Raw genomic sequence first — 13,205 nt, forward strand, 5'->3', positions numbered from 1 at the left:
GATGTCTGCCCTAGATGCAATTATTATCGGAGGCGGATTTTATGGATCTGCAATTGCAATTTATTTAGCGAAACAACGCGGTTTTAAGCATATAGTTCTTGTGGAGCGTGAAGATAGACTTTTAAAGCGCGCTTCTTATAATAATCAGGCTCGAGTCCATAATGGCTATCATTATCCCCGTAGCTTTACGACAGCTTATAGAAGCAGAGTTAATCTTCCTAAGTTCGTACGGGATTGGCCAAATGCGGTGAAACAAGACTTTACTAAACTTTATGCTATTGCTCGGCAAAATTCAAAAGTTACTGCAAAACAGTTTGAGCGTTTTTGTTATGAAATTGGTGCAAAAATTCAATTAGCAAAATCAACTTATAGTTCCTTATTTAATCCTCAACTGATTGAACGTGTATTTCTGGTTGAAGAATATGCTTTTGATACAAGTAAATTAGAAAAATGGGCTATTCAAGAGCTTGAAGAGGCTTGTGTGACTCTACATTTTAAATCAAGAGCAACAGCAATATTTAAAGGTCCTGACAAACTATTAAATGTTGTTGTGAAAAAAGAAAACCGCACTGAAGAATTATTAACTTCTCACTATGTATTTAATTGTACTTATAGTGGACTCAATCAATTTAATGGGGATTATACGGGTACTCAAACTCGTCTTAAACAAGAAATAACTGAGATGGCATTAATGCAAATGCCTTTGGAACTGGAAAATTTGGGGATCACAGTAATGGATGGGCCTTTTTTTTCTATGATGCCATTTCCAGCTCTTGGTATGCACTCATTATCGCATGTACGATATACACCTCATATAAACTGGCTTGATCAACAAGGAGTCGACCCTTATGAACGCCTTAACAATTATGAACAGGCATCTCGCGTTGACCGTATGATAAGAGATGTTAGCCGTTACCTTCCTGCTTTATTCGGAGCTAAATATATAGATTCATTATTTGAGATTAAAACAATTTTAGTTAAAAATGAAAGCGATGATGGTAGGCCTATTTTATTTGAAAAGCATTTAAATTTGTCAGGATTGTTTTCTGTATTAGGCGGAAAGATTGACAATATATATGATGTTTTTGAGAAATTAGATATGGAACAATTTGAGGCAATTAAACCTCTCGAACAAGTGGTTATGGAGTAACGCATGGCTAACGCTTTAATTGGATTTTCTGGTTTTGTTGGTAGCACTTTATTGAAACAAACAAAATTTCACTCTCTTTATCGCTCCAATAATATGAGTACCATTCATGGGCATTCATTTAATCATGTGGTTTGTGCTGGAGCTCCCGCTCAAAAGTGGCTGGCAAACAAAAATCCAGATAATGATTGGCAAAATATTAATACTTTAATATCCCATCTAAAATTAATTCAGTGCCAAACATTTATTTTAATAAGCACAGTAGATGTATTTCACAACCCTATTGAAGTTGATGAAGATTCAGTTATTGATGAGACAGGGCTCCATGCTTATGGTTTGCACCGACGTCAATTAGAAAAATTTATTGTGAGTTTTTTTCCCAACCATTTAATTGTTCGTCTTCCAGGGCTTGTTGGGCCAGGATTGAGAAAAAATGTTATTTTTGATTTTCTAAATAACAATAATTTACATATGATTGATAGCCGATGTATTTTTCAATTTTATCCAATGGTTAATCTTTGGTATAACATTCAACGTGCGTTAGATTTGGGTTTAAAATTAATCCATCTTACTGCAGAACCGATTTGTGTCAGTGACATGGTTGCGGAAGGTTTTGGTAAAACATTTACTCAATCGTTATCTAATATTCCCATTCGTTATGACATGCGTACTCGATATGCTTCATTATTTGACACTGCTGGTAACTATCAATATAGCGCTCGCGAGACTATTCAAGCAATAAGAGCATATGCACAATCAGAACCTCGTCAAATACATGCTGATACTAGTGTGTCATTATGAGACTCGCTATTTCAAATATCGCATGGGATGCAGTCGAAGATAGCGCTGTTGAGCGTTTGCTTCATCGTTATGAAGTAAATGCAATTGATGTAGCGCCTGGGAAATATTTTCCTAATCCAGCATTGGCTACAGATGCAGATGTAACAAGGGTGTTTGATTGGTGGACTACGCGTGGGATTGAAATAACCGGCATGCAAGCATTATTATTTGGCACAACAGGATTAAATGTTTTTGGATCCAAGGAGTCACAAATTAATTTATTAAGCCATCTTACTGATATATGCAGGATTGGCAGCGGATTAGGAGCAAAATATTTGGTTTTTGGCTCACCAAAGAATAGAGATCGTAGTGGAATGAATGATGATGAAACATCTGAAGTGGCATTGTCATTCTTTCAACGTTTAGGAAATATCGCACAAACCTATGGTGTGTCAATCTGTCTTGAACCAAACCCACCTTGTTATGGGGCTAACTTTATGACAACAAGTGCTGAAACAGCACGAATAGTAAAACAGATATCACATCCAGCTATTAAAATGCAATTTGATACAGGGGCTTTAGCCATTAATGAAGAAGACCCTCTTAGTGTATTAGAGGATTGTGCTGCTTTTATTGGTCATGTCCATGCAAGTGAACCAAATTTACTTCCGTTAGGGGATAGCAACACTGATCATAACCGAATAGCTATTGCCTTAAACAAAGCATTACCTAATCATGTAGTATCAATAGAGATGCTTGCAACTCAAAATGAACCTCACATAAAGTCAATTGAGCGCGCAATAAAAACCGCTATTCATTACTATAGGGATAAATAGTCTGGAGTTAACAATGAAGTGGGTTATTTTGATTCTTGGTATTGCATCAAATGCTTCGGCAAGTGTTCTGATTAAAATGGCAATGATGCCACCACGAATATTCCCAACCTTTAGCAATTTTTTTTCAATTTTGGAAAATTGGCCCTTTTTGCTTGGCCTAGGACTGTATGGTTTAGCCTTTTTATTGTACTCAGCATCATTGACACATCTCCCCCTTAATATAGCTCATCCGGTTCTTACTTCTGGAGCTGTTGCAACTGTTGCGTTATTTTCTGTGCTGATATTCGGAGAGCCATTTCATTGGACTACAGGGATAGGGATTATTTTTGTTCTTACAGGTGTAGTCATGATCACTTACAAAGTAGCATAATTTTAAGGAGAGGAGCACAATTATGATTAATGATATTGATCCCAAAATACGTGCTACTTGGCAAATTCCATCATTTAAAAAACAATTCTGGTTGGGGCGCTCACAACCCTGGTGTGTAGTCATACCCGTTATTAATGAAGGCAAACGAATCTCTAGCTTGCTTTCGCGAATGATGTCTCTTGGAATATGTCAAATAGCAGACATCATTATTATCGATGGAGGAAGCACTGACGGTTCATTGCATCAAGAGTTATTACAAAAAAATGAAGTGAGAGGCTTATTGGTTAAATCAGGGCCAGGTAAATTAAGTGCTCAACTTCGTTGCGCCTATTCCTTTGCACTAGATCAAGGATATGAAGGTATTATAACTATAGATGGAAATGATAAAGATGATCCAGAAGCCATTCCCAGGTTTGTAGATGCAATGAAGCAGGGAATAGATTTTGTGCAGGCTTCGCGTTTTATTCAAGGAGGGACGGCAGAAAATACACCTAAAATACGCGATTTTGCCATACGTTATATTCATGCTCCTATGCTCAGTTTATTTTCTGGTTTTAAATGGACAGATACTACGCAAGGATTTAGGGCATATAGCCGAAAAGTCCTGCTTGATCCTAAAGTAGCACCTTTTCGAGATATTTTTATGACATATGAGTTATTGGCTTATCTTTCCTATCGTATACCTAAGCTTGGATATCATTGTGTCGAACTTCCTTCCATTCGGCGATATCCCATAGGGGAGATACCTACAAAAATTAGTGTCTTTAAAGGGAATATATCTGTTTTAAAAGTTCTTTTTCTAGCCTGCTTTGGTCAGTATAACTAATTTTTTAATACAGTTTTTCAGTTACTCTTCCACAAGGAATCACGAAGCGAATTATATTTAATTAATGGATAATAATAATGAATATTAATCAATTGACTATTCGTAAAGCTGTTTTTCCCGTTGCAGGTCTAGGAACTCGTTTTTTGCCTGCCACTAAAGTCTCCCCTAAAGAAATGCTTCCCATTGTAGATAAGCCTTTGATTCAATATGCAGTTGAAGAAGCTTATGCAGCAGGTATACGCCAAATGATTTTTGTGACAGGACATAATAAGCGAGCAATTGAAGATCATTTTGATACCGCGTATCAGTTAGAGGCTGAATTATACAATAATAAAAAAAATGAACTTCTCTCTATAGTTCAATCCGTAAAACCTGAAGATATGGATTGCTTTTATGTGCGTCAACCAAAAGCATTAGGTTTAGGTCACGCCGTTTTGTGCGCAGAGCAACTAGTAGGGACAGAATCATTTGCAGTTCTTCTTGCAGATGATTTGATTATGAGTTCGAAACCTATTATGCAACAAATGACAGAACTTTATGCTGAACATAGATGTAGTATTTTAGCAGTGCAAGATGTGCCTTGGGAACTCACACAAAGCTATGGTATCGTTCAAGGCGAAGCTCAAAATGATCGTTTATTGCGAGTCAACAATTTGGTAGAAAAACCTAAACCTAGCATGGCGCCTTCTAATATTGCTGTAGTGGGGCGTTATATTCTTACTTCTTCTATTTTTGACCAAATTCGTTCTTTACCAACGAGCAGTTTTCCTGGTGAAATTCAACTTACAGATGCAATAGCAACATTATTAAAAAAGGAGGATGTATTAGCTTATCGCTATGATGGAGTACGATATGATTGTGGAAGTAAGCTAGGCTTTTTAAAAGCTAATGTTGAGTTGGGGAAAATCCATCCGGTTGAAGGAGAGGCATTTTCGCAGTGGCTATTGGACACACTTAGCTAGTATTTTTATAAGTATATTTTTAATGATTTCTATACTAGAGCTTAGTGAGTCTTTTGTCATTTCCTTATAAGGACGCTCCTGGGATTTTGCATCTATTTATGCTATCTTAAATTTTTAAATATCCAATGTACAAGGTAGTTTCCATGAATATTTTAGATACAAGAATACCAGAAGTTAAAATTATAGAACCTTGTATTTTTAATGATAAACGAGGTTTTTTTTATGAGTCGTTCCAGGTTAGGCGTTATGAGGAATTGCTGGGTATTCAAGAAGCTTTTGTCCAGGATAACTTATCTAGATCGTCTAAAGGAGTTTTGCGGGGATTACATTACCAAAGTCAACGGACTCAAGGAAAGTTAATCTCTGTTTTAGCAGGGGAAGTTTTTGATGTGGCTGTAGATATTAGATTAGGTTCACCCACCTTTGGATTGTGGGTAGGGGCTATACTTTCTGGAGAAAATAAGCGCCAGATTTGGATTCCTAAAGGTTTTGCTCATGGGTTTTATGTATTAAGTGCTACTGCGGATTTTTTTTATAAGTGCACGGATTATTATCATCCAGAAAGTGAGTTATCAATTAATTATCAAGATCCCGAGTTAGCTATTGATTGGCCTTTAAATGATGATATTCAGCTCTCAGCAAAAGATGTTCAAGCCAAGCCTTTGAATTTGATTGATCCAAAATTCTTACCGAGGTATCAATGAAAATTTTAGTTATAGGGGCTAATGGTCAAGTAGGTTCAGAAGTTATTTTGCAGTTTAGGTCTTCAGGGCATGCAGTTATTGCTCTGACAAGAAAAGACCTAGACTGTGTTCATCTCGATGAAGTGGATTTAGTCTTCTCCTCAATACAACCCGAACTGGTTATTAATGCAGCTGCATATACGGCTGTAGATAAGGCCGAGGATGAAATCAGCTTGGCTCATACCATAAATGCAGAGTTTGTGCAGCAATTAGCTGTATATTGCGCACAGAAGAAAATACCATTAGTTCACTTGTCCACGGATTATGTTTTTGATGGTACTAAAGAGGGGGCCTATAATGAAACAGATATCACTTGTCCTCAAGGCGTATATGCCCAGTCCAAATTAGCGGGTGAGCACGCAATTACCTCCCAACTGAAAGAACATATTATTTTACGGGTGAGTTGGGTATTTGGGATTTATGGAAATAATTTTGTAAAAACAATTTTAAAATTGGCTTCGTCTAGGAATGAATTAAGAGTTGTTGCAGATCAATGGGGTAAGCCTACGGCAGCTCGAGATATTGCCAGAGTATTACTCGCAATTGTTACCAAAATAGATTCCTCATCTTTTAAAGATTGGGGAATTTACCATTATGCTGGAGCGGGTGTAACTAATTGGTATGAGTTCTCGCGAGTTTTTATTGATCTTGCGCAAAAAAAGGGAATGATTTTGCCACTCACACAACTCAGTCCCATCAAAACAGAAGAGTATCTTACTAAAGCGGCAAGGCCAAAGAATTCAGTTTTGGATACAACGAAAATCGAACAAATATTAGATATTCGGTGCCAGAGCTGGAAAGATTATTTGCCCGAAGTTGTGGATAATTTCATAAAACAGAGCACACATCTGGCGGCAAACACATAGCATAAGCTTTTTGATTCCAACGAAACTTTATCCTATTTTTTAAATTAGAAGTAATCGCTTACTCTCCTAGGTTAAAATTAAACTAGGGGCAGCTTTATTCGCCTCACGGATTGGATATTGTTTTGGAAAATTGGTTAATTTGGTGTGGTTTTATACCAACTTATTTATTGAGGATAGACCTCCCGCTTTCGCGGAAGGTGACGAGGTATTTAGATGTTAGACCATCCGCTTTCGCAGAAGGTAACGAGGTTCTGGATGGTAGACCTCCCGCTTTCGCGGAAGGTGACGAGGTATTTAGATGTTAGACCATCCGCTTTCGCAGAAGGTAACGAGGTTCTAGATGGTAGACCTCCCGCTTTCGCGGAAGGTGACGAGGTTCTTAGATATAGCCTCCTGCTTTCGCGGAGGGTAACGAGGTTCTTAGATATAGCCTCCCGCTTTCGCGGAAGGTGACGAGGTTCTTAGATATTAGCTTCCCGCTTTCGTGGAAGGTGATGAGGTTCTTAGATATTAGCTTCCCGCTTTCGCGGAAGGTAATGAGGTTCTTAGATATTAGCCTCCTGCTTTCGCGGAAGGTGACGAGGTTCTTAGATGTTAGACCTCCCGCTTTCGCGGAAGGTGATGGAAGTTCATATACGTGAGGATTTTATGTAGGTTAATAGACTAATAATCTTTTCACATCACTAATTGTTCCACATCAAATTTAATTTGCCTTTTATCATTTTGATCCGCCAGCTGAAGTAAATAAGTCCCATAACTATTTTTACAGAGCTTTCTACCAATTTCTGCAAGCATTTCTTTACTGATCCAACTGTTTTTGTAAGCAATTTCCTCTAAACAAGCAATTTTTAATCCCTGACGATGTTCAATAGTTTGGACAAAAGAACTCGCTTCTAAAAGACTTTCATGGGTTCCTGTATCAAGCCAGGCAAATCCACGTCCAAGCAATTCTACTTGGAGATTGCCGCATTCAAGGTAGAACTGATTAATACACGATATTTCTAATTCGCCTCGATAGGATGGTCTTACTTGTTTGGCAATATCTACTACTTGGTTGTCGTAAAAATAAAGTCCAGTCACGGCATAGTGTGATTTGGGATTTTTAGGTTTTTCCTCAATAGAGATAGCCCTCATTTGAGCATCAAACTCTACGACGCCAAAACGCTCAGGATCCTTTACTGGATAACCAAAAACGGTAGCACCTGTTTGGCGGGCAGCCGCTTCCCGTAACTGTTTGGTAAAGCCATGGCCATAAAATATATTATCACCAAGTACCAAACATACATTATCTTGACCTATAAACTCTTGGCCAATAATAAATGCTTGGGCTAAACCATCGGGTCTTGGTTGTAATGCATATTGTAACTGTATGCCAAACTGTTCCCCATTTCCTAAGAGTCGTTGATAGGCGGGATAATCTTCTGGAGTAGTAATTACCAAGATTTCACGAATACCCGCTAACATTAAAACGGATAAAGGATAATAAACCATGGGCTTATCATAAATAGGGAGCAGTTGCTTTGAAATGCCTTGGGTTATAGGATAAAGACGTGTTCCGGAGCCTCCTGCGAGCACAATTCCTTTCATGCTGATAATTCCTTTTCAATAACTTTGGATTGTTTTTGTTGTAGTTTGTTTAAAATAGCTTGGCACCAATTTTGATGATCGAGATACCAAGCTACGGTTTTCCTCATTCCTGACTCAAAGGTTTCTTGGGGTTTCCATCCTAATTCTCGTTGAATTTTTGTTGCATCAATTGCATAACGACAATCGTGGCCTGGCCGGTCTTTAATATGCGTAATTAAGTTTTTATACGAAGAAATGTATGGCGGTTTTTGCGGCACTAATTCTTCTAATAATTCACAAATTGTATGGACTACTTCAATATTTTGTTTCTCATTATGTCCGCCAATATTATAGGTGGAACCGATAATGCCATTTTTTAAGACCATGTAAAGGGCATGAACATGATCGTTAACATACAACCAATCTCGAATCTGAGTTCCATTGCCGTAGACAGGTAAGTTTTTTCCGGCAAGGGCATTGAGAATGATGACTGGAATTAACTTTTCAGGATATTGGTATGGGCCATAATTATTAGAGCAATTCGTGATTATTGTGGGTAATCCATAAGTTCTGTACCATGCTCTTACTAAATGATCGGAGCTTGCTTTACTTGCTGAATAAGGAGAACTTGGCGCATAAGGAGTGGTCTCCGTGAAGAGCTCTTTGGTATTATCTAAATCACCAAAAACCTCATCTGTAGAGATGTGATGAAAGCGAAATGATTCACGTCGATTTATTGGCAATGATTGCCAATAAACCCGGGCCACTTCAAGTAAGTTATAAGTCCCAATTATATTCGTTTGAATAAATTCAGCAGGCCCATCAATCGATCGATCCACATGACTTTCTGCTGCTAAGTGCATGATTGCATCAGGCTGAAATGCGGAAAAAATATGATTTATTTGATCATGAGAGCGAATGTCGACTTGTTGAAAAATATGACGTGGATTGTTGATAATGTTATTAAGTGATTCTAAATTTCCAGCATAGGTGAGTTTATCTACATTGATTACTGTATCTGTTGTGTTCTCAATAAGATAGCGTACCATTGCCGAACCAATAAACCCTGCACCACCAGTAATTAAAATTTTCATATATTAAATTGATTACCTCTGAAACGTCCCTATTATCTTTAAGATGCTTAAAATTATATCTTATTGATTCTTACCAATTATTCTCAATCACATAGGTTATTGTCAAGAGTCAGGTATTTTATTAAACGTATTGTTAATATTGCTACTATGACCTAGTCAAAATGATATAGATTTCTCTGCATTATGCTTAGCGCGTGTTGTAGGTTACTATCCTTAAATACATCCTATTTTTATTCATTTTCGGGAGTGGTCAATAAAAAAATGAGGCAACTTGTTAGGATCTCAGTAAATGCCATTGGCAGTGTGAATTTACGCAAAGAGTGTTCAACTATCATGCATGATGAGATAATTTCAATCCAACTATGGCAATAATGATTAAAGCAATGCAGCTGATTCGTATTAATGTAGCGGGTTCTCCAAGAAAATAAATGCCATAAATAACTGCACCAACTGCTCCTATACCTGTCCAAATTGCATACGCAGTTCCAATCGGTAATGTTTTTAAAGATTGAGCAAGGAATGCAAAACTTAATACCATGGCAAAAATGGTTATGAGTGAAGGGTAAAGCTTTGAAAAACCTTCAGTATCTTTTAATTTTACTGCCCATACTACTTCTAAAAGTCCTGCCAGAAATAAATAAACCCATGCCATATTGTTCCTTAACTAATGTGTATTATCCTGGAAAAAATACGATTATTTTTATGAATTCTATTCTTTTTCCAGGATAATTAGAACTGATAAGTATAGAGAATTTATCAAAAAGCCTAGTTTTTTAATAACAAGTGCTATAATTTTTAGCATCCCCATTAAAATAAGTTTTATGTTGTATGGCTACAATTAAAGATCTCAGAGATGCTCTTGATAATTATTTATCAAATCCCCAGCTCAATAATCTTGCTTTATTTAATCGTATATTGAATGAACTATCAAAAAATGAGGTTCAACGATCCGAACTTAATTTATTAATGGAACAAGAAAAATGGCTGATCCAACTGTCGAAAGCTCAAAAAGATGATCGTGTAACGTCTATCTTAGAGGTTTTTAAAAATCATGACTTTAAGATCCCCGCAGAGACGAGTGCAGCACCAAATTTATTACCTTTTTATGTTCATCCCAAAAATAGGGCAGATTTAAGGCTTAAAGATTTTCTCGCCTATCCACAGGTGTTGACTTGGGATGAAGTATATTCCGATCATAAACCGCAACTAATTAGTTGTATTACTGAAAAAGGCAATTCACTTGATTTAGTGACTTACAATGTAGCATTAACCGGTCCCTTAATGGTTAATAACATTCGTGATAAAGATAATACGGTGCAAAGCAGTTTATGGAAGGGGGTTGTTGAAACAAAATATAATCTGAATCGCTTTAATGAAGCAAACGAATCACAAAGTAATGATGCCAAGGAAATAATGGGTCGTATGCATGCTGAGCGCGAGCAAAGACTCATTAAAACGTTAAAGAATCAAGCCATGTCGGGTAAGCCAATTCTTTTATTACAGGAAACTACTGAGGATTTTGCTAATAAATTGAAAAAAGAATTAGGTGACGGCTGGGGGGTTAAGTTTTCGGGTGATGGTAAAAATATTGCAACTTTATGGGATATGAGCAAGCTTACTTTAGCGGATGAGCAAGTTGAAGAAAATCCTAAAAATATAATTAGTTCAACAAATTTTATCTATCAAGGTGAAACTATTACTATCTCCAATGGTCATATCCCTCATGCAGATACTGCTAAAGAGGGTGAGCCCGCTGTAATTGAAACCTTACAAAACTCTAAAAATCATTTCTTTTGTGGTGATTTTAATCGCCGTCTTCCACCTCTTGATGATGGATTTCATCATAATGGCACAGGGAATAACAATTATAATTCACGTGAAGAATATGATTGTACGGATGGTGGATTTACATTTAGAGACGGGCAGATGGTTCGATTGGAATCACAAATTATCGATGAGCAAACAGGCCGTATTGCCAAACGGCGTGACGTAACGGTTGCTGAAGCTTTGGTAAGTGATACTTTTCAAGAATGTATTTTTCCTAAAAATTATTATCTAGATGGATTCCATGAAAAAATTTCTAGATTGAACATTGCGATGGACTCAATGTCACTTGAGAAAAATATTTATAATGTGTCTCGAGTAACGATTAAATCCAAAAATAACATCATTAATGAACTTGCAAAGGAATTTCCATACCTGGAAGGAGCTAAAAATAGTGAAGGAGAATTTACCTATGTAATATATACTAGTCCTTATGTGATGCAGGCTAAATTAATAAATGGACTTAATCAAAATCCGAATAAAAATATTGAGCCATTACTCAAAGCAACGAGTCAAGCTCTGGACTCTAATTCAAATTCTTCTTTAAAGCGACAAGCACTTAATGATTTTAAAGCTGCGACAGGGGCAATGGTTGCTTCAAAAAGTAAACGAAGTACCGGATTTAAAATATCTTCTGTGGTTGCCGCTGTTGCAACTGTAGCGCTAATTGCTCTAGCAATAGTCTTCTTGCCTCCTTTAGGCATTGCTGCTGGAGTTACTGCTTTAATCGCTACTGGACTTGGTGCAAAAGGAGTATCTGACGGAAAAAAAGCGAAGCAGATCACGGCAGCAATCACTGCTGGCGAACAGTTAATCAACAAGCAAATGGAACAAGAGAGGCTGCAAAGAAGGACAAAACCGCTAGGCGCTGATTCGCCTTCTGCACGCAAAAAAGCCGAGGAACAAATTAAAGCTTCAAAAAATGAAAGACTATTATTAGCAACTGGAGTTTCTAATCAAGCTCAAATGATACAGCAACTATTGGCCAAAGATAAGAAAATGTCTGTTTCTAAAGAAGAGAAACTTGCCCGAATTCATGAAAAAACTAAGGGTGAGTTACGAAATGAGGGGGCTACACAGGAGCAGATTGAACATGCTTTGGCAAAATTTACTATGGATACTCCCGATCATTTGGTTAATTTGGCCTACCAATCTACTTTAAGCAATGTATCTAAACCAATATTTGATGCTTATGACAGTGACTCTGAAATTGGTATGAGATGGCAAGCTCTTAGCAAAGAGCAATGGGAGAATATGTCCATGCTCGAAGAGTATTTAGATCAACAGGATTACAAGCAAGCCGCAGGAGTTTTAAAAAAACTTCCATCCGATATACGTCAAAATATAGGGATGTATTTTAAACCGGGATCTGCAACTTTAGAAAGTTTAAAGCATGCTATGTTAGATAAAACATTTAGAGAAGCAAGAGTCAGTAGGGATGTTAAATTAGATAGAACACAGCAGCAAGAGGATACTTCAGGAAATCTAAAACCAGAGGTGTCTTCAAACTCACCCAAGGATACCCTTCCCCCTTCTTGCATAATCTGATATTTTTTATTTGCATTCAATAAAATTATTTAAACAAATCTGAATGGGATCCAGTCCGAGACAGTCTTAATAACTGCACGCTTTCATTTTTAACAATTTTATATATCAGCAACCAATCAGGAGTTATATGACATTCTCGGTATCCTTGCCAGTCACCTGATAGATTATGATTCTTATGTTTTAACTCCAATGGCCTTTTATTGGTCAATATGCATGATTTGTGCAATAAAAATAACTATAATTTAATTACACATTTTAAAAAAGGATTGGTATGGAAGGGAATAAACTATATTTATTCACAATTTTCACAGCCATAAATACATGAGTTCTCGTTAAAATTGCTTGAGCAATGCCCACACTTTTCACATTGATAAATCCCATCAAAAACTGATAAGCAACTTGCGCAAACCAGGTGATCATCTAAATAGCCAATTGAGTTGTTAGTACTGCATTCTGTACAATATGCAAATTCATGAGGTGATCTATAATCGTCATAAATGGATACAATAGAATTAATAACTTCATCCCTATTTATATAAATTTTTTCATTACATTCATCATTAGTGCAAAAATTGTTCTAGCTCATACACAATTAACTGTTTTACAGTTGCATTTTAATTTTTGAATAGAATCAGATCATTTC

13 protein-coding genes are annotated in these 13,205 nt (G+C 36.8%); 9 read left to right on the plus strand and 4 right to left on the minus strand.

Annotated elements, in window-relative coordinates; all coding sequences use genetic code 11:
* The first annotated feature begins 1 nt into the window (after position 1).
* From Lsan_RS05750 to rfbD, 8 genes are all read left to right on the plus strand, one after another.
* Positions 2 to 1,150, plus strand: a complete 1,149-nt coding sequence (locus tag Lsan_RS05750) for an FAD-dependent oxidoreductase (protein ID WP_058513544.1) — start codon at positions 2 to 4, stop codon at positions 1,148 to 1,150.
* 3 nt (positions 1,151 to 1,153) lie between these two features.
* Positions 1,154 to 1,948: an NAD-dependent epimerase/dehydratase family protein gene (locus tag Lsan_RS05755; RefSeq protein ID WP_058513545.1), complete on the plus strand. Its 795-nt coding sequence runs from the start codon at positions 1,154 to 1,156 to the stop codon at positions 1,946 to 1,948.
* A complete protein-coding gene (locus Lsan_RS05760) occupies positions 1,945 to 2,763 on the plus strand; it encodes a sugar phosphate isomerase/epimerase family protein (RefSeq protein WP_058513546.1) in 819 nt (272 codons plus the stop codon). Before Lsan_RS05755 ends, Lsan_RS05760 begins: the two co-directional genes overlap by 4 nt.
* A gap of 13 nt (positions 2,764 to 2,776) precedes the next feature.
* Complete coding sequence (locus Lsan_RS05765; protein WP_058513547.1) at positions 2,777 to 3,133, plus strand: EamA family transporter; 357 nt, start codon at positions 2,777 to 2,779, stop codon at positions 3,131 to 3,133.
* A 22-nt stretch (positions 3,134 to 3,155) separates the two neighbouring features.
* Positions 3,156 to 3,959 (plus strand): glycosyltransferase family 2 protein, encoded by an 804-nt coding sequence (locus tag Lsan_RS05770; RefSeq protein WP_058513548.1) that lies wholly within the window; start codon positions 3,156 to 3,158, stop codon positions 3,957 to 3,959.
* Between the two features lie 77 nt (positions 3,960 to 4,036).
* Complete coding sequence (gene galU / locus Lsan_RS05775; RefSeq protein ID WP_058513549.1) at positions 4,037 to 4,921, plus strand: UTP--glucose-1-phosphate uridylyltransferase GalU; 885 nt, start codon at positions 4,037 to 4,039, stop codon at positions 4,919 to 4,921.
* A 143-nt stretch (positions 4,922 to 5,064) separates the two neighbouring features.
* On the plus strand, positions 5,065 to 5,625 hold the full coding sequence (gene rfbC / locus Lsan_RS05780; RefSeq protein WP_058513550.1) for a dTDP-4-dehydrorhamnose 3,5-epimerase: 561 nt from the start codon (positions 5,065 to 5,067) through the stop codon (positions 5,623 to 5,625).
* The gene (rfbD, locus tag Lsan_RS05785) at positions 5,622 to 6,530 is read left to right on the plus strand and encodes a dTDP-4-dehydrorhamnose reductase (protein WP_058513551.1); all 909 of its coding nucleotides are present in this window, start codon (positions 5,622 to 5,624) and stop codon (positions 6,528 to 6,530) included. The genes rfbC and rfbD overlap by 4 nt, the downstream gene beginning before the upstream one ends.
* Positions 6,531 to 7,205: 675 nt before the next feature.
* Here the strand turns inward: rfbD and rfbA are convergent.
* The 3 genes from rfbA to sugE all read right to left on the minus strand — a co-directional run bounded on the left by rfbA (position 7,206) and on the right by sugE (position 9,842).
* Positions 7,206 to 8,117: a glucose-1-phosphate thymidylyltransferase RfbA gene (gene rfbA / locus Lsan_RS05795; protein ID WP_058513553.1), complete on the minus strand. Its 912-nt coding sequence runs from the start codon at positions 8,115 to 8,117 to the stop codon at positions 7,206 to 7,208.
* On the minus strand, positions 8,114 to 9,190 hold the full coding sequence (gene rfbB, locus Lsan_RS05800; protein ID WP_058513554.1) for a dTDP-glucose 4,6-dehydratase: 1,077 nt from the start codon (positions 9,188 to 9,190) through the stop codon (positions 8,114 to 8,116). Before rfbB ends, rfbA begins: the two co-directional genes overlap by 4 nt.
* 331 nt (positions 9,191 to 9,521) lie before the next feature.
* On the minus strand, positions 9,522 to 9,842 hold the full coding sequence (gene sugE / locus Lsan_RS05805; RefSeq protein WP_058513555.1) for a quaternary ammonium compound efflux SMR transporter SugE: 321 nt from the start codon (positions 9,840 to 9,842) through the stop codon (positions 9,522 to 9,524).
* A 176-nt stretch (positions 9,843 to 10,018) separates the two neighbouring features.
* On the opposite strand from sugE, the gene Lsan_RS05810 reads away from it, so the two are divergent.
* Positions 10,019 to 12,562, plus strand: coding sequence for an exonuclease/endonuclease/phosphatase family protein (locus Lsan_RS05810; protein ID WP_058513556.1), 2,544 nt, complete (start codon positions 10,019 to 10,021; stop codon positions 12,560 to 12,562).
* A 25-nt stretch (positions 12,563 to 12,587) separates the two neighbouring features.
* On the opposite strand, the gene Lsan_RS21445 is transcribed toward Lsan_RS05810, so the two are convergent.
* Positions 12,588 to 12,788 carry a type II toxin-antitoxin system mRNA interferase toxin, RelE/StbE family gene (locus Lsan_RS21445; protein ID WP_083505092.1) on the minus strand — a complete coding sequence of 67 codons (201 nt, stop codon included), beginning with the start codon at positions 12,786 to 12,788 and terminating at the stop codon, positions 12,588 to 12,590.
* Between the last annotated feature and the right edge of the window lie 417 nt (positions 12,789 to 13,205).

Origin of the sequence: Legionella santicrucis (genome assembly GCF_001468135.1) — a bacterium.
GTDB lineage: Bacteria > Pseudomonadota > Gammaproteobacteria > Legionellales > Legionellaceae > Legionella > Legionella santicrucis.